General features: G+C 71.3%; 16 protein-coding genes. 10 read left to right on the top strand and 6 right to left on the bottom strand.

The window, feature by feature from the left end; genetic code table 11:
• Positions 1 to 34: 34 nt before the first annotated feature.
• Together AB0N84_RS01000 and AB0N84_RS00995 are read left to right on the top strand one after the other, a co-directional pair.
• The gene (locus AB0N84_RS01000; RefSeq protein ID WP_182045720.1) at positions 35 to 736 is read left to right on the top strand and encodes a hypothetical protein; all 702 of its coding nucleotides are present in this window, start codon (positions 35 to 37) and stop codon (positions 734 to 736) included.
• A gap of 97 nt (positions 737 to 833) precedes the next feature.
• Positions 834 to 1,676 carry an NAD(P)H-binding protein gene (locus tag AB0N84_RS00995; protein WP_363543158.1) on the top strand — a complete coding sequence of 281 codons (843 nt, stop codon included), beginning with the start codon at positions 834 to 836 and terminating at the stop codon, positions 1,674 to 1,676.
• Positions 1,677 to 1,841: 165 nt separating this feature from the next.
• Here AB0N84_RS00995 and AB0N84_RS00990 read toward each other — a convergent pair whose 3' ends face one another.
• From AB0N84_RS00990 to pepN, 3 genes are all read right to left on the bottom strand, one after another.
• Positions 1,842 to 2,252 carry a globin gene (locus tag AB0N84_RS00990; RefSeq protein WP_363543389.1) on the bottom strand — a complete coding sequence of 137 codons (411 nt, stop codon included), beginning with the start codon at positions 2,250 to 2,252 and terminating at the stop codon, positions 1,842 to 1,844.
• A gap of 32 nt (positions 2,253 to 2,284) precedes the next feature.
• Positions 2,285 to 3,355, bottom strand: coding sequence for a mechanosensitive ion channel domain-containing protein (locus AB0N84_RS00985; RefSeq protein ID WP_363543156.1), 1,071 nt, complete (start codon positions 3,353 to 3,355; stop codon positions 2,285 to 2,287).
• Positions 3,356 to 3,437: 82 nt separating this feature from the next.
• A complete protein-coding gene (gene pepN, locus AB0N84_RS00980; RefSeq protein WP_363543154.1) occupies positions 3,438 to 6,017 on the bottom strand; it encodes an aminopeptidase N in 2,580 nt (859 codons plus the stop codon).
• Positions 6,018 to 6,224: 207 nt separating this feature from the next.
• On the opposite strand from pepN, the gene AB0N84_RS00975 reads away from it, so the two are divergent.
• The 5 genes from AB0N84_RS00975 (at position 6,225) to AB0N84_RS00955 (ending at position 9,494) form a co-directional block, all read left to right on the top strand.
• Positions 6,225 to 6,785 (top strand): disulfide bond formation protein DsbA, encoded by a 561-nt coding sequence (locus AB0N84_RS00975; RefSeq protein WP_289457902.1) that lies wholly within the window; start codon positions 6,225 to 6,227, stop codon positions 6,783 to 6,785.
• A 122-nt stretch (positions 6,786 to 6,907) separates the two neighbouring features.
• Positions 6,908 to 7,219, top strand: a complete 312-nt coding sequence (locus tag AB0N84_RS00970) for a hypothetical protein (protein WP_363543152.1) — start codon at positions 6,908 to 6,910, stop codon at positions 7,217 to 7,219.
• An 8-nt stretch (positions 7,220 to 7,227) separates the two neighbouring features.
• Complete coding sequence (locus AB0N84_RS00965) at positions 7,228 to 8,445, top strand: hypothetical protein (RefSeq protein ID WP_289457667.1); 1,218 nt, start codon at positions 7,228 to 7,230, stop codon at positions 8,443 to 8,445.
• A gap of 2 nt (positions 8,446 to 8,447) precedes the next feature.
• Positions 8,448 to 8,906, top strand: coding sequence for a hypothetical protein (locus AB0N84_RS00960; protein WP_182045728.1), 459 nt, complete (start codon positions 8,448 to 8,450; stop codon positions 8,904 to 8,906).
• Between the two features lie 132 nt (positions 8,907 to 9,038).
• A complete protein-coding gene (locus AB0N84_RS00955) occupies positions 9,039 to 9,494 on the top strand; it encodes a hypothetical protein (RefSeq protein ID WP_363543150.1) in 456 nt (151 codons plus the stop codon).
• Positions 9,495 to 10,551: 1,057 nt separating this feature from the next.
• Here AB0N84_RS00955 and AB0N84_RS00950 read toward each other — a convergent pair.
• Complete coding sequence (locus AB0N84_RS00950; protein ID WP_289457664.1) at positions 10,552 to 11,079, bottom strand: GNAT family N-acetyltransferase; 528 nt, start codon at positions 11,077 to 11,079, stop codon at positions 10,552 to 10,554.
• On the opposite strand from AB0N84_RS00950, the gene AB0N84_RS00945 reads away from it, so the two are divergent.
• The 3 genes from AB0N84_RS00945 to AB0N84_RS00935 are packed head-to-tail and all read left to right on the top strand — an operon-like array spanning position 11,078 to position 13,199.
• Complete coding sequence (locus AB0N84_RS00945; RefSeq protein WP_289457663.1) at positions 11,078 to 11,740, top strand: helix-turn-helix domain-containing protein; 663 nt, start codon at positions 11,078 to 11,080, stop codon at positions 11,738 to 11,740. The genes AB0N84_RS00950 and AB0N84_RS00945 overlap by 2 nt on opposite strands.
• A gap of 22 nt (positions 11,741 to 11,762) precedes the next feature.
• Positions 11,763 to 12,251: a ribose-5-phosphate isomerase gene (locus AB0N84_RS00940; RefSeq protein ID WP_289457662.1), complete on the top strand. Its 489-nt coding sequence runs from the start codon at positions 11,763 to 11,765 to the stop codon at positions 12,249 to 12,251.
• 18 nt (positions 12,252 to 12,269) lie between these two features.
• Positions 12,270 to 13,199 carry a DNA-formamidopyrimidine glycosylase family protein gene (locus tag AB0N84_RS00935; protein WP_363543146.1) on the top strand — a complete coding sequence of 310 codons (930 nt, stop codon included), beginning with the start codon at positions 12,270 to 12,272 and terminating at the stop codon, positions 13,197 to 13,199.
• Between the two features lie 4 nt (positions 13,200 to 13,203).
• Here the strand turns inward: AB0N84_RS00935 and AB0N84_RS00930 are convergent, their stop codons facing one another.
• Positions 13,204 to 14,691, bottom strand: coding sequence for an amidohydrolase family protein (locus tag AB0N84_RS00930; RefSeq protein ID WP_363543144.1), 1,488 nt, complete (start codon positions 14,689 to 14,691; stop codon positions 13,204 to 13,206).
• Complete coding sequence (locus tag AB0N84_RS00925) at positions 14,688 to 15,332, bottom strand: FMN-binding negative transcriptional regulator (RefSeq protein ID WP_363543142.1); 645 nt, start codon at positions 15,330 to 15,332, stop codon at positions 14,688 to 14,690. The genes AB0N84_RS00930 and AB0N84_RS00925 overlap by 4 nt, the downstream gene beginning before the upstream one ends.
• Between the last annotated feature and the right edge of the window lie 83 nt (positions 15,333 to 15,415).

Raw genomic sequence — 15,415 nt, 5'->3', positions numbered from 1 at the left:
CTACGAACCCGCCGCCGGTAGGATCGGTGGCGACATGGGCACCTCGTTCACGCTTCCCGACACCGCTTCGCTCGGTGACCTCCGCACCTACCTCGGGCGGGCCGCCCGGATCGAGGACGGATCGGTCCGGCTCATCGCGGACTCGCGTGTCCTGGCGGTCTACACGGCGATCCTCTACCCGCTCGGCCTGCTCGACGAGCTGCCGACGGTGCTCGGGCTGCGGACGTTCTCGCTCACGCAGCCGGTCACGATCGACGCGGTCGTGCCGCTCGCCTCGCTGCAGGAACGCCTCCGTGTGCTCGCCGAGGAGCAGGACGCCGCCGGTGCTGACGGCGCGGACCCGACCCGCGCCACCCCGGTCGAGGTCGAGCTGCCGCACGAGGTCAACACCGTGACCTGGGCTGCGATCTCGCCGCCCCGCGGCGGGTGGGTGCCGCTGCCCGACATCTCGCCGGAGCTGCTCCGTCGTGCCGCCCGCGACGGCATCGCCGAGGTCGCCGACGCCGTGCCGTCCAACGCCGGGGAGGCGATCGTGCGCCGCATCCGTGCCGAGGTGTGGGGGCGCCCGGTCCCCGGCATCGAGCACGTGCCGGCCGCCGCCGGGTTCGCGGGGGAGAGCCTCGGCTTCCTCGGCCACGACCCGGTGCGGCTGTTCGAGGCCGGTCGGTGGAGCCGCTTGACGACCTCCCGCGGTCACGTGCTGGTCAAGCGGCGCGCCTGGGGCCTCGCCGACTGACACCGGTCGACGACCGGTTCCTGTGGGTGCCGGCCCTCCGTCCACAGGTGGTCCGCCCGCGTCCCCGGCGCCGGAGCGGTCGTGGTTGGGTGACTGCATGCAGGTCTTCCTCACCGGCGCGTCCGGCTACATCGGTTCCTCCGTCCTCCGCGCCCTCGTCGCCCACGGCGACCGGGTCACCGCGCTCGTCCGCTCCGACGAGAAGGCGCAGGCGGTCCGCGACGCCGGCGGCAGCGCGGTCGTCGGCGACGTGACGGACACGGACGTCGTCCGTCGTCTCGTGCACGACGCCGACGCGGTCGTGCACACGGCGTCGGCCGAGTCGGTCGACCCCGGGTTCACGGCGACCGTGCTCGAGGCGTTCTCCGGCTCGGCTCGACCGTTCGTCCACACCGGGGGCATCTTCACGTTCGGCGACTCCACCGACATCTCCGAGCAGTCACCCGTCTCGCCGCCGGCGCTCACCGCGTGGCGTGCTCCCGTCGAGGCGACGGTGCGAGCCAGCGACGTCCGCACCACGATCGTCGCGCCGGGCATCGTGCACGGCCGGGGCGCGGGGATCCCGGCGATGTTCGTCGGTGACGGGGAGCACGAGGTGCGGTTCGTCGGCGACGGTTCGCAGCGCTGGACGACCGTGCACGTCGACGACCTCGCCGAGCTCTACGTCCTGGCCGTCCACCGCGGTGAGCAGGACGGGTACGTCGTGGCGGCGAGCGGGGCCAACCCGACCGTGCGCGAGATCGCCGAGGCGGGGGCGCACGGTTCCCCCGTCGTCGCCGAGAGCGTCGATGCCAGCCGGGAGCGTCTGGGCACCGACTTCGCCGACGCGCTGCTCCTGCACCAGGAGGCATCCGGCGCGCATGCACGCGCGGCCTTCGGCTGGCGACCGTCGCGGCCGTCCCTGCTCGAGGACCTGGCCGACGGTTCGTACGTCCGGTAGACCGCACGGCGGGTGGGCCGGAGGCCGCGTCGTGGACTCCACCGCAGCCACCGGCCGGACGGGAGGCGCGTGGCGGGCGCGGCCCGTGCCTCCCGTCCGCCCCGTGGTCGCGTCCGGTCGATCACGACGGCCACCACCGGGCCGAGACGCTTCACGTCGCGAACGTCAGTCGAAGGTGTTCGTCATCGCGTGCGCCGCACGGTCGAGGTACGCCCACAGCTCGGCCTCGTCCAGCGGAGCCAGCGCGAGCGACTCGACGGCATCGTGCATGTGGTGCAGCCAGCGCTCGCGGGCCTCCGACGTGATCCGGAAGGGGTTGTGGCGCATCCGGAGCCGGGGGTGCCCGCGCTCCTCGCTGTAGGTCCCGGGGCCGCCCCAGTACTGCTGGAGGAACGCGGACAGCCGCCAGATCGCACCCTCGAGGTCGTCAGCCGGGTACATCGGCCAGATGACGTCGTCCTGCTGCACGCCCTCGTAGAACCGTCGGACGAGCCGGTCGAAGGTCGGCGCGCCGCCGATGCGCTCGTACAGCGACCCCGTGGCGGCGGCGCCGCCCAGCCCCACGCGCAGCGTGATCGGCTGACCGGGGACGGGCGTGGTGGGGTCGCTCACTGGTGGTCCTTCCCGGACTCCTGGTCGTCGGTGCGGATGGCCCGCCCGAACAGGTTCCCACGCTTCCCGCGGGACTTGGTGGGTGCCGGCGTCGGCTGGGTGCGCACGGTGCGCAGGCCGTTGATGGAGGTGGCGTTCTCCCACCCCTCGGGCATGATCATCGCCATCGCCGGCAGCGTCACGCCGAGCTCGTCGACGGCGCGCTTCAGGCGGACGCGCATCTCGCGACCGACGACGTCGAGTTCGGACGCGCGGGTCTTCACGACGAGCCGGAACACCATGCCGGCGTCGGTGATGGACTGTAGCCCCCAGATCTCGGGCTTCTCGACGATCCGCTGCCGCCAGCGGGGTTCCTGCGACATCGCGACCGCCGTGCGGAGGAGTGCGTCCTGCACGGCGTCGATGTCGGTGTCGTAGGGCACCGTGATGTCGACGAGCACTCGCGACCACCCCTGCGACAGGTTGCCGACGCGCAGGATCTGACCGTTCGGGACGAACCACAGGATGCCGTTGACATCGCGGATCTGCATCACGCGCAGACCGACGTTCTCGACCACGCCGGTCGCGGGGCCGGTGTCCACGACGTCGCCGACGCCGGCCTGGTCCTCGAGGATCATGAACACTCCGGACAGCAGGTCCTTCACGATGCTCTGCGCGCCGACGGCCAGGCCCGCGGCGACGACCGAGGCACCTCCGACGATGCCGACCGCCGCCGTCGGGAAGGACGTGGAGATGATGATCGCGAGCGCGATCACGGCGATGACCACCGTCGCGAGGTTCTCGAGCACGCTGCCGAGCGTGCGGGTCCGCTGCACCACGCGGGCGGTCTGCACCGGCGAGGCGATGAGCGCCTGGGTGTCGTCGGCGCCCTGCCGTTTCTTCACGCCGTTCACGATCCGGTCGACGACCTGCTTGATCGTGCGACGGAGCAGCAGCCGGACGATGATCGCCACGAGGATCGTGATGACGATCGTGATCGGGATGTGCCAGGTGTCCACGAACTGGGTGAAGGCGTTGGACGCCCACTTCGAGACGTCGTCGGTCGTGTTCGCTGCCGAGTTCATCATCCGGACGATGCTAGAGGGCGGGGCCTCGGTGTCCCGTGAGGATCACCGAGGCCCCGCCCTCTGGCATCGCGTGTCGCTCTGATCAGGCGTCGGCCGCCTGGACCCGCAGCGCCCGCTCGGTGCCGGCGACGTTCTCCGTCACGATGCGACGGAGCGCCGGGGTCTCCGGGTGCGCCTCGAGCCAGGCGTTCGCCGCGTCGCGGAGCTCGACCGAGGCGAGCGGCGCCGGGTAGAGCCCCGTGACGATCGTGTCGGCCATGTGGTAGCTGCGCTCCGCCCAGATGCGGGTGAGGGCGTCGAAGTAGCGGGACACCAGACCCTCGAGGACGACGGGGCTGTTCGTGTGCTGGAACCCGACGGTGGTCTGCCGGACGATCGCGTTCGGCAGCTCGTCGGAGTCGACGAGCGACGAGAACGCCGCGAGCTTGCCCTCGGCGGTCGGGATCGTCGCACGGGCACGCGCGGCGGCCTGCTCGCCCGACGCGGTCTTGTCCGCGGCCAGCTCGGCGTCGACCTCGGCGTCACCGGCGGCGCCCGCGAGCACGAGGCCCTCGAGCAGCTCCCAGCGCAGGTCGGTGTCGACCTCGAGACCCTGCAGCGTGACCGAACCGTCCCGGAGGCCCTGCAGCGTCGTCACGTGCTCCGGCGTCGAGGCGATCTGCGCGAAGAACTTCACGAACTGGAACTGAGCGTCGGACCCGGACTCAGCCGACGCGGCCAGCTGCCACAGCGTGTCGCCCACGGAGCGGACGGTGGCGTCGACCTTCGCCGGGGCGACGTAGTTGCGAGCGGTGAGCAGCAGCTGCGACAGCGTCGTGCGGATCGTCGTCGACTCGGTCTCGGTGGCGATGTTGCCGAGCACCAGGCGGACGTAGTCGCTCGCGGGCGACTCGGCGTCGCGCGTGGCGTCCCACATCGCGCCCCAGACGATCGAGCGGGCGAGCGGGTTCGCGATCGAGGCGAGGTGCTCGATCGCCGTGCGGCGGGACTGCTCGTCGAGACGGATCTTGGCGTACGCCAGGTCGTCGTCGTTGAGCAGCACGAGGTCGCCGCGGTGCACGCCGACGAGCTCGGGGACCTCGGTGCGGGCGCCGTCCACGTCGATCTCGACGCGGTGCGCACGCTCGAGCTTGCCGCCCGACGACGCGGTGTCGGCGCCGAACGGTGCCTCCGCGTCCTGCTGGAACGCGTAGACGCCGATCGCGAGCCGGTGCGGGCGGAGCGTCGGGTGGTCCGCCGGGGCCTCCTGCAGGACGGCGAACGAGGTGATCACGCCGGCCTCGTCGACCTCGATCTCGGGGCGCAGCGTGTTGACGCCGGCGGTCTCGAGCCACAGCTGCGACCACTCGGACAGGTCCCGGCCGCTCGTCGCCTCGAGCTCGACGAGCAGGTCGCGGAGCTCGGTGTTCGAGTGGTGGTGCTTCTTGAAGTACGCCGAGACGCCTGCGAAGAACGCGTCGATGCCGACCCACGCCACGAGCTGCTTGAGGACGGAGCCGCCCTTCGCGTACGTGATGCCGTCGAAGTTGACCTGGACGTCCTCGAGGTCGTTGATCGTCGCGACGATCGGGTGCGTCGAGGGGAGCTGGTCCTGGCGGTAGGCCCAGGACTTCTCCATGGCCTGGAAGGTCGTCCACGCCTCGGTCCACTCGGTGGCCTCGGCCGTGGCGATCGTGGAGGCCCACTCGGCGAACGACTCGTTCAGCCAGAGGTCGTTCCACCACTTCATCGTGACGAGGTCGCCGAACCACATGTGCGCGAGCTCGTGCAGGATCGTGACGACCCGGCGCTCCTTGATGGCGTCGGTGACCTTGGACCGGAACACGTAGGTCTCGGTGAAGGTGACCGCACCCGCGTTCTCCATCGCGCCGGCGTTGAACTCCGGCACGAACAGCTGGTCGTACTTCTCGAACGGGTAGGCGACGTCGAACTTTTCCTCGAAGTACGCGAAGCCCTTCTTCGTCGTCTCGAACACGTACTCCGGGTCGAGGTACTCGGCGAGCGAGCGACGCGCGAAGACGCCGAGCGGGATCGTCCGGCCGTCGCGGCTGGTCAGCTCGTCGCGAACGACCTCGTACGGACCGGCGATCAGCGCCGTGATGTAGCTCGAGATGCGGGACGTCGCGGGGAAGACCCACGTCGCGACCTCGCCGTCGACGCGCGGCTCGGGCGTCGGGGCGTTCGAGACGACCTGCCAGCGGGCCGGGGCCGTCACGGTGAAGGTGAACTCGGCCTTGAGGTCGGGCTGCTCGAAGACCGCGAACATGCGGCGGGAGTCCGGCACCTCGAACTGCGAGTACAGGTAGACCTCGTCGTCGACCGGGTCGACGAAGCGGTGCAGGCCCTCGCCCGTGTTCGTGTAGAGCGCGTCGGCGACGACGACGAGCTCGTTCTGCTCCTGCAGCCCGTCCAGCTGGATGCGGACACCGTCGTTGACCGCGGCGACGTCGAGCGCGGCACCGTTCAGCTCGACCGAGTGCACGGCCTTCGTGATCGCGTCGATGAAGGTCGAGGCGCCGGGCGTCGCGGTGAAGCGGACACGCGTGGTGCTGCCGAACGTCTCGGCGCCGCGGGTCAGGTCCAGCTCGACGTCGTACGTCTGCACGGCGACGACCGCGGCACGTTCCTGGGCTTCGGTTCTGGTGAGGTTCTCTCCGGGCACGGACGCTCCAACTTCGCTTGCGGCGCGGACGATCGATGTCCGCGGTGAGGGGGAGTCCCGGCACGGCGTCGTGCGCCGTCGGGACGATGGGATCAGCCTAGCGAGCGCGCGTACGCTCGCACCGTGACCGAGACTGCTGTGGACAACACCGAGACCGCCCGTACCGCTGTGGAGTTCTGGTTCGACCCGAACTGCCCCTGGGCCTGGATGACGAGCCGCTGGGTCGACGAGGTCGCCCGCCACCGGGACCTCGACGTGACCTGGAAGGTGATGAGCCTGTTCGTCCTGAACGAGGACCAGGACATCTCCCAGGAGTACCGCGAGCGCATCCACAAGGGGCAGCTCTACCCGCGGATCGTCACCGCCGCGGCGCTCCGTCACGGCCAGGAGATCGTCAAGCCGCTGTACGACGCGCTCGGCGAGCACGTCCACCACCGCCAGGAGTCCGACCCCGAGCAGGTCGTCCCGGCCGTGCTCCGCGAGCTCGACCTCGACGCCGACCTGCTCGAGTACGCCTGGACCGACGAGGTCGACCAGGTCGTCCGCGCGAGCCACCAGGAGGGCATCGACCGCGTCGGCCAGGACGTCGGGACGCCCGTGATCGCCGTCGAGGGCACGGCCTTCTTCGGCCCGGTCATCTCGCCGGCACCGAAGGGACAGGAGGCGGTGGACCTGTGGGACGGCGTCGTCGCCGTCGCGAAGTACCCCGGTTTCTTCGAGCTCAAGCGCTCGCGGACGGTCGGTCCGATCTTCGACACGGTCGCGTAGCACGGCCTGCGTCGCGGACGCGACCAGCGGGAGGACTGGAGGCACGGTGCGGGTCCGCACCGTGCCTCCAGTCTGCTACGGTGCTGGCTGAACGCTGAAACATCACGAGCACGGGGGTCTCGATGGGGGAGCAGTACCGGGTCGACCGAGGGGCGACCGAACGGACGGTCGCGGACGTCCACGGCGCGGCCGAGGACGTCGCCGAACGGGCGGGGGCACTGGCCGAGGCGCTCGACGCCGTCACCTCGGCGGCGAGCGGTTCGGACGTCGTCGCATCGGCCGTCTCGTCCTTCGCCGCTGCGCGCTCGGCCACCGCACCGCGGATCGGCGCGCACCTCGCGGCGGTCAGCGCGGTCGGCCGCGTCGCCCTGGCCGCGGTGGACGAAGCAGACGCGGAGATGGCCGTTCGGGCCGAGCGGGGCGCCGTCCGGTGAACGCGCCGGTGACCGCGGGGCTCCTCGACGAGATCCGTCTCGACATGGCGGCGGTCGTCGCCGCAGCCGGTGTGGCGAGCACTGCTGGGGAGCGCGTCCGAACCGCTGCCGCGAACGGCGACCGTTCCTGGGCCGCCGTGCCGTCGGTCTTCGCGATGCCCGGGGTGAGCGAGGCGATGCCCGCGATGACCCGCCGGTCCAGCGATGCAGCCGACGGCCTGGCCGACAGCGTCACGGCCCTGCACCGGCTCCTCGACACGGCATCATTCGAGTTCGCCGACCTCCGTTCCCGGCGGACTGCCCTGGTGGAACGGATCGCGTCCTTCACGGGAGGGATCGGCGATGCCGTGGCGCAGCACGACGCCTCGCTGGCTGACCCACCGTCGGCGGCGACGCCGTGGCGGCAGGTTCCCGGCCTCGCCGCCGAGGACGCCGCGCTCCGATCGGCGGCGGATGCGTGGAACGAGCAGTGGCGGGAGTGGCAGCGCGACCTGGCCTCCCGCATCGGTCGGATCGACGGCGGGGACTCGACGGACGGGCTCGCCACCGACGAGACGGACGTCCGGAACGCGAGCTTGGTGGCGCCGATGCCGCTCCCCGGGTTCCCCTCGACGCCGTTCCAGTTCCCGTGGCCGTGGCTCGGCGCGGCCGGTGGCACGGCCGCCGGGGCGGGGAGTGCGGCCGCCGGACTGTCCGCGCTCGAGCTCCTCGGGATCCTGTTCGGTCTGAGCGGTGACACCGCGAAGCAGACTCCCGCGGATGCGATGCGGCAACGGATGGCGCAGGCCGACCGGGACGCCTGGGCCTGGACGCACGATCCACTCACCGGCAAGCCGCGCGAGGTCGCCGGTGGTGCTGGCATCATGACCGACGTCATCGGGCCGATGACCGGGCCGGAGGCGAACGAGCACATCCGTTCGATCGGTCGGCCGGGGAAGACCGAACCGCACCGAGAGGTGGACACGCCCGAGGAGGTCGTGGCGGCGTGGCGCGATCTGAGTCGTGGCGGGAAGCTCGTCACCGGGACCGCTCGAGATCGCATCCAGGTGGTCCTTCCAGATGGCACGAGGGTGCAGTACCGGCGTGACAGCGGAACCGGGGGACCAGTGGTCGAGGTGCACAACCCGAAGTCGTCGGAGTGGGACAACGTGAAGGTGCACCTGCCAGAGCGCGTCGATCGACCCGGTCCGCACGATCTTCCTGATGACGCTCTACCGGAGGGCTGACGATGAACGAGTTCACCTACTACTGCCTCGCCAGTGTCGAAGACGGGACGGGAGACGACCTGTGGGCATGGTCCGGCAACATTGAGAAGGGCCGCCATCGCCCTCTCGAGGACACTCGCTCGTGGCTCCTCCGACGCCTTCAGCAGCTCCTCGAGGGCGATCTCGTGGCGGTCGGGAACTTCGAGGACGGCGACTCGGGCAGAGCCGTATGGCGGCCGTGGACCGGCGACCCCGAGTCACTGGTCGAACGCATCGCTGCGATCTACACCGTTGATGTCGAGCCTGACGAGGTGCAGTTCTGGGATTGCTACCTGATGAGGACGGAGCACGGCTCGGAGATGTACACACGGGAACGTACGCGGCGTCTGTCCGCTGGTCGAGACACGCTCCCACGGCTTCGGAACGTCTGGGATGCCGACGGGAACGTCATCGAGCCACGCGGTGACGAGATCGCTGTCTGACGCCGAGCCGCGCACCCGCACGGACAGCCGATCCGGCGGTCAGACCATTGATGTCCACGCGAGCTCGAAGGACAAGATCAGGATCCATCTCCCGAAGGGATCGGATCCACACGACCTACCGGAGGACGCCCGATGAACGAACTGACCTACCAACTCCTCGCCGACGTCGCGGACGGTCTGGGTACGGACCTCTACGGATGGCACGAGCCCATCGCCTACCGCACCGGCGAGGACGACGCGACCACGCGCTCCCGCGTGCTCGGCTGGATCCGGGCTTCGGTCGAGCAGGACATCATGGGTCTCGGATCTCTCGAACCTGGTGAGGACGGGCGCGGGAGGTGGTCGAACTGGGATGGATCGGCGGAGGAACGTCTCGAGCGAGCTGACGCGCGATACCGTACGACCGGCACGCTCTGGAACGTCTTCGCGACCGACACTCCCCGAGGGATGCATCTCTACTCGGCCGAGCGGAGTCGGCGTGAGGCAGCGGGTATCGATCCGGATGCGCACGTGGACCACTCCTTTGAGGGGATCTGGGACGCCGAAGGCAACGTCATCGAGCCGCATGGGGACGAGATCGTTGTCTGACGCAGGCCTTGAGTACGTGGCCTTCCCGACCATCGAGGTCCGGCAGATGCCCGACGGCTCGATCGCAGCGCTCCGCGAGCCGCTGCCCGGTCACGAGCAGTACATCGACGTGGTCCCACCCGTCGACGCCGAGGACCCGAAGGTGCAGCGGCGCAGCGTCCGGCGCGACGACGGCCTTCCACCGAGCGCCGAGCCTGCACCGAGGACGCCCGAGGAACGGCTCCTGCTCGACGTCCTCGAGTTCGGCCGCAACGGGTGTGCCACCGATCTCCGTGCCGTACACCGGCTGGCGCGGACGGACCACGAGCCGGACCCTGGCGCCGCCCGTGCGATGGCACTCCGGGCGCTCGAGGTCGGCCTCCGTCGGGGCCTGCTGACGAGCGGGATGTTCGTGCGGGCACAGGGCGTGCTGGCGTTCGTCGAGACCGACCGGACGATCGCGGACCAGGTCGCCACGCTGCAGTCCCGGTACGTGAGCGCGCCGGGAGTCGGCGAGTCCGACGAGGACCTCGCCGCGACGCTGTGGCTCATGAACGCGCCCGAGGGCGAGCGCTACGCACGGACGCACGGTGCGAGCGCGCAGCCGAGCACAGAGACCGCTACGCCGTCGGTCCCCTCGGACACTCCGGCCGTCGTGGTGCGCTCCTCGGGCGATGCGTGGGAGAACCGGCACCACGCGCTCCTGGCCGACAACGTCCTCGAGGAACTCCGGAACGGCTGGCTGTCGTGGGAGCAGGGCATCGAGGACGCTGCACTGCGCAAGCTGGCGTGGGGCATCGCCGCCGAGATCGTGTACGCCTTCGACGTCAGGTGGTCGCCGGACTGGGTGCCGGAGGGGCACCCACACCGCTGGCACGACGACGAGGGGTGGCACGCGCGGTGCAACGACTGCCTCACGGAGAGCCCCGCGGCGGCCGAGGAAGCGCTCGCGTGGGACTGGTTCGCCCCACCCATCGTGCCGTTGCGCACGGCGACACTGCCCCGGCGTTCCGTCCGTCTCCTCCGCCGATCGAGGTGCCGCTGCCCGGCAGCGAGTGACCTCCACCGGCCGTGCGCCTCAAGCGATGCGCAACTGCATGAGCGTCAGGTCGAGCCACCGGTCGAACTTCCGCCCGACCTCGGGCAGCACCCCGACGGTCACGAACCCGAGCCGCTCGTGCAGGGCGATCGAGCCCGTGTTCGACGAACAGATGCCGGCCATCACGACGTGCACGTCCGCCGCACGGGCGTGTGCGACGAGGGCGTCCATCAGCACGGTCGCGATGCCCCGGCCGCGGAACGCCGGCACGACGTAGACGCTGTGCTCGACCGTGTGGCGGTACCCCTGGTGCGGCCGGAACGCGCTGTAGGTGACGTAGCCGGCGACGATCCCGTCGACCTCGGCGACGAGCACGGGGAGTCCGGCGGCACGACGCTCGGCGAGCCACCCGTCGAAGTACTCCCGTGGGTGCGGCTCCTCCTGCCAGATCGCCGTCGAGTGCAGCACGGCGTCGACGTGCAGCGCGTGGACGACGTCGAGGTCGCGCGGCTCGCAGTCCCGCACGGTGACGGAGGCAGGACTGCCCGTCGCATATGCTGTCGTCATGTCTCAGATCGTAGACGACGCGGGAGCGGCAACGGAACTGGCGGAGGGCGCGGCCGGGAGCGCTGCCGAGACCGCCGACGACGCCGACCAGCGCCGCCTCGGGCAACGCCTGCAGCGCCTGCGGACCGAGCGGAAGTGGAGTCTGACCGAGCTCGCCGAGGAGTCCGGCGTCTCCCGCGCGATGATCAACCGCGTCGAGCGCGGGGTGTCGAGCCCGACGGCCACCATCCTCGGTCGGCTGTCCGGCGCGTTCGGTCTCACGGTCTCGCAGCTCCTCGACGAGACGCTGGAGCACGACGTCCCGCGCACGGCCGATCCCGACGAGGCGCGTGGCGTGCAGCGCGGGGCGACCGCGGACTCCTGGACCGACCCGGAGACCGGGTACCGCCGGCGTCCCGTCTCGAGTGCGGCGTTCCCCGCGGACGTCACGGAGGTGCGCCTCCCGGCCGGACGCGAGGTCGCGTACCCGGCGAGCGCCTACGCCTTCCTCCGTCACTGCATCTGGGTCGTCGACGGCGTCCTCGAGGTGGTCGTCGCGGGGGAGTCCACGCGGCTCGGCGCGGGGGACCGGATCGAGCTCGGCGACCCGGCGGACGTGGTCTACCGCAACCCGGGTGACGAGGCGGTCCGGTACGTCGTCGTCGTGGTCCGGGCGGCGTAGGCGCGGGAATAGGATCGAGGCCATGCGCATCCACCTCGGAACGGACCACGCCGGCCTCGAGTTCAACAAGACCCTCGCCCAGCACCTCACCGAGGCGGGGCACGAGGTGGTCGACCACGGTCCGTCCGAGTACGACGCGCTCGACGACTACCCCTCGTTCTGCATCAACGCCGCGCACGCCGTGGTGCAGGACCAGCGTGCCGGTGTCGAGGCGCTCGGTGTCGTCTTCGGCGGTTCGGGCAACGGCGAGCAGATCGCGGCCAACAAGGTCGAGGGCATCCGGGCCGCGCTGGTGTGGAACGAGTCGACGGCCCTCCTCGCCCGCCAGCACAACGACGCGAACGTCATCTCGATCGGTGCCCGGCAGCACACCGAGGACGAGGCCATCCGCTTCGTCGACCTCTTCATCGCCGAGCCCTTCTCCGGCGAGGAGCGTCACGCCCGCCGCATCGCGCAGCTCGCCGAGTACGAGACGACGGGGCACATCGCCGGTCGGCAGATCGACGAGTAGTCCGGGTAGACAGGACCGATGCCAGAGGGTCACTCCGTCCACCGCATCGCGAACCAGTTCTCGCGGCACTTCGTCGGCAAGCGCTGCGAGGTGTCGAGTCCGCAGGGTCGCTTCGCGGCCGGAGCGGCGCAGCTCGACGGCAAGCGGATGACCGCAGCGCGGGCGGTGGCGAAGCAGCTGTTCCTGGAGTTCGAGGACGACCTGTTCCTCCGGGTGCACCTCGGTCTCTACGGAGCGTGGGACTTCGCGGGCGTGATCTCGTCGGCGGAGGCCCTGTCCGAGGACGGCGACGGCGAGGAGTCGCTCGCGTCGATCGGCGCCCCGCGGCTCGCCCGCTACCGCATGGCTGAGCAGGAGAAGGCCGAGGACCCGATCGAGTCCTTCCCGCCCGACCCGGTCGGCCAGGTGCGCGTGCGGATCCTCACCGAGGACACCGTCGCCGACCTGCGTGGTCCGACCGCCTGCGTGGTCGAGGACCCTGCCGGGGTGCAGAAGGCGCTGGACAAGCTCGGTCCGGACCCGATCAACGACGACGGTCCCGAGGCCGAGAAGACCTTCGTCGAGAACGTGCGGAAGCGCAACGTCGCGATCGGCCAGCTGCTGATGGACCAGTCGGTGGTCGCCGGCATCGGGAACATCTACCGCGCGGAGCTGCTCTTCCGGCAGCGCATCGACCCGTACAAGCCCGGCAAGAAGATCACCGTCAAGCAGGCGAAGGCGCTCTGGCAGGACTGGTCGAAGCTGCTGCACGAGGGCGTCCGCGACGGCCTCATGCTGACGATGGACGACCTGTCCGAGGCTGATCACAAGAAGGCGCTGCGGTCGCGGAAGGACCGGCACTGGGTGTACCACCGCCAGGGGGAGCCCTGCCGGGTGTGCGGCACGGAGATCCGGATGGCGGACATGGCCGGTCGCAAGCTCTACTGGTGCCCGAAGGACCAGAAGTAGCGCGTCACACCGAGCGGTGCGTGAACCGCCCGGCGACGGCCGTCGCGAGCACCGGCATCGTTCGCAGCACGTCCGACGGCTCGGACACGGCGACCGCCAGCGGGTCCAGCGGCAGCAGCACGAGGTCCGCGGCGTCACCGACCGCGACCGAGACCCGGCCGTCGGTGGACCCCCTCCACGCGGCGAGCGCCGACATCCGCTGCTCGGGGTGCCACGGCTCGCGGCCGTCCCGGTCCCGTCCGACCGCGGCCGCCATCGATACCCACGGGTCGAGCGGCGCGACGGGCGCGTCCGAGCCGAGCCGCAGTTCGGCGCCGGCCCGCTCGAGCGCGGCGAACGGGAAGGCCCGGTCCGTCTCGCCCGCCCAGTGCCGGTCGGCGATGTCGCGGTCGTCCATCGCGTGCTCGGGCTGGACGGACGCGGCGACCCCGAGCCGGGCGAACCGGTCGAGGTCGGCGCCGTCGAGCAGCTGCGCGTGCTCGATCGACCCGCGCGCGCCGACGGCCTCGAACACGTCGAGTGCGAGCGTGTTCGCCCGGTCACCGATCGCGTGCACGGCCGGGACGAGCCCGGCGTCGACCGCCCGGCGGACCATCGCCACGAGCTCGTCGAACGCGTAGGCCAGGACGCCGTCGCCGGAGGCCATCGCCGCGGTCCGGGTACCGAGCGATCCGTCGGTGATCACCTTGAACGGGCCGGTCGACAGCAGTCCGCCGGTGCCGTCGACGACCGCGCCGGTGCGGAGTCCACGGGCGATCGCGTCCTCGAGCTCGTGCGGGTACACGCCGCACGCGACCCGGAGTCCGTCGGTGCCGGCCCGCACCCGTCGGGTCCAGCGGCCGAGGCCGGACCGCATCTCCAGGTCGACGACGCGGGTCACGCCGCGCGCCGTGGCCGCGTCGACGGCGTCGGACACGTAGCCGTCGAGCACGTCGTCGGGCACGCGGGAGAGCGCGGCCGTCACGTCGAACGCGTCCTGCTCGCGCAGCACCCCGTCGTCGCCCGCCACGAGCGGGCGGCCCACCGCCGCCGAGAACCGCTCGAGGGCGATCGCGTTGCACCAGACGGCGTGCAGGTCACCGCTGATGACGACGGCCGGGAGGCCCGGCGCGGCCCGGTCGAGCAGCTCGCGTCGCGCGGGGCGGGGCCAGAGCCCGTCCCGGTAGCCGTGACCGACGATCGTCGCGGCCGGACCGCCGTCCGGCACGGCGGTACGCGCCGCCCCGGCGAGCAGGTCGGCGGTTGCTTCCGCCGAGTCGCAGCCGGACACGTCGACGCGACGGCGGACGAGGGCCCACTGGTCGAAGTGGACGTGGTGGTCGACGAGCCCCGGACCGAGCCACGCGCCGTCGGCCTCGACGACCTCGACGTCAGCTGCGACGAGGGTGCCGGTGGGCGCGATCGCAGTGACCCGTCCGTCGACGATCCGCACGTCGGACGGGGCACCGGACGTTCCCACCCGCCGGACGGAACGCAGCAGGAGGTCGCTCATCGTGCCTCCCGGCTCTCCGCGCGCACGCGGTCCATCTCGTCGGCGAGCGCCGGCGACGCGTAGGGCCCGTCCCCGCGCAGGCCCGCGACGATGCGTTCGACCACCTCGGGTGCCTTGTTCTGCGACAGCTTGGCGCGGGCGTCGGAGCGCGTGACCCGGATGCGGATCCCCACGGTGCCCTTCGCCACCCGTCGGGCGGTCTCCTCGTCGACGTCGAGCGAGACCGGCTCGGGCATGACGCGCTCGAAGTGGTCGACGAGCTCGTCGAGCACGCGGAAGTTCTCCTCGTCGGACAGGATCTCCGGCGTGCCCCACAGGTGCGCGGTCACGTGGTTCCACGTCGGGACGAACTGCTCCGGCGGGTACCACGCGGGGGAGACGTAGCCGTGCGGCCCCTGGAACACGACGAGGACCTCGTGCTGCCCGAGCTCGTGCGCGACCTCGTCGGGGCGGCCGACGTGCGAGACGAGCACGATCGCGTCCGGGTCGTCGTCGGGGCCGGGCGTCTCGAGGAGCACCGGGTAGTGCGACGCGACGATCCCGGCCGCGGTGTGGGACACGATCGTCGCCCACGGGTTCTCGGCGACCACGCGCCGCACCTCGGCGACGTCGGTCATCAGGAAGCGGGGTGTGTGGCGCATGCGACGAGCGTGGCACAGGTCGCCCGCCTTCGCGACGGGTGTCGTTTCCGGCTCGTTTCCGGGCGGTAAAGGTTTCAGAGATC

This window comes from Curtobacterium sp. NPDC089185 (assembly GCF_040685235.1).
GTDB classification, from domain to species: Bacteria; Actinomycetota; Actinomycetes; order Actinomycetales; family Microbacteriaceae; genus Curtobacterium; species Curtobacterium citri.
The sequence above is the reverse complement of the archived record's forward strand: the minus strand, read 5'-3'. Positions and strand labels throughout refer to the sequence as shown.

Excerpts from the sequence above, each read along its gene's own strand:
- AB0N84_RS01000 (WP_182045720.1), top strand. The coding sequence starts at position 35 with ATGGGCACCTCGTTCACGCTTCCCGACACCGCTTCGCTCGGTGACCTC.
- AB0N84_RS00995 (WP_363543158.1), top strand. The coding sequence starts at position 834 with ATGCAGGTCTTCCTCACCGGCGCGTCCGGCTACATCGGTTCCTCCGTC.
- AB0N84_RS00985 (WP_363543156.1), bottom strand. The coding sequence starts at position 3,355 with ATGATGAACTCGGCAGCGAACACGACCGACGACGTCTCGAAGTGGGCG.
- AB0N84_RS00975 (WP_289457902.1), top strand. The coding sequence starts at position 6,225 with ATGACGAGCCGCTGGGTCGACGAGGTCGCCCGCCACCGGGACCTCGAC.
- AB0N84_RS00970 (WP_363543152.1), top strand. The coding sequence starts at position 6,908 with ATGGGGGAGCAGTACCGGGTCGACCGAGGGGCGACCGAACGGACGGTC.
- AB0N84_RS00960 (WP_182045728.1), top strand. The coding sequence starts at position 8,448 with ATGAACGAGTTCACCTACTACTGCCTCGCCAGTGTCGAAGACGGGACG.
- AB0N84_RS00955 (WP_363543150.1), top strand. The coding sequence starts at position 9,039 with ATGAACGAACTGACCTACCAACTCCTCGCCGACGTCGCGGACGGTCTG.
- AB0N84_RS00945 (WP_289457663.1), top strand. The coding sequence starts at position 11,078 with ATGTCTCAGATCGTAGACGACGCGGGAGCGGCAACGGAACTGGCGGAG.
- AB0N84_RS00950 (WP_289457664.1), bottom strand. The coding sequence starts at position 11,079 with ATGACGACAGCATATGCGACGGGCAGTCCTGCCTCCGTCACCGTGCGG.
- AB0N84_RS00940 (WP_289457662.1), top strand. The coding sequence starts at position 11,763 with ATGCGCATCCACCTCGGAACGGACCACGCCGGCCTCGAGTTCAACAAG.
- AB0N84_RS00935 (WP_363543146.1), top strand. The coding sequence starts at position 12,270 with ATGCCAGAGGGTCACTCCGTCCACCGCATCGCGAACCAGTTCTCGCGG.
- AB0N84_RS00930 (WP_363543144.1), bottom strand. The coding sequence starts at position 14,691 with ATGAGCGACCTCCTGCTGCGTTCCGTCCGGCGGGTGGGAACGTCCGGT.
- AB0N84_RS00925 (WP_363543142.1), bottom strand. The coding sequence starts at position 15,332 with ATGCGCCACACACCCCGCTTCCTGATGACCGACGTCGCCGAGGTGCGG.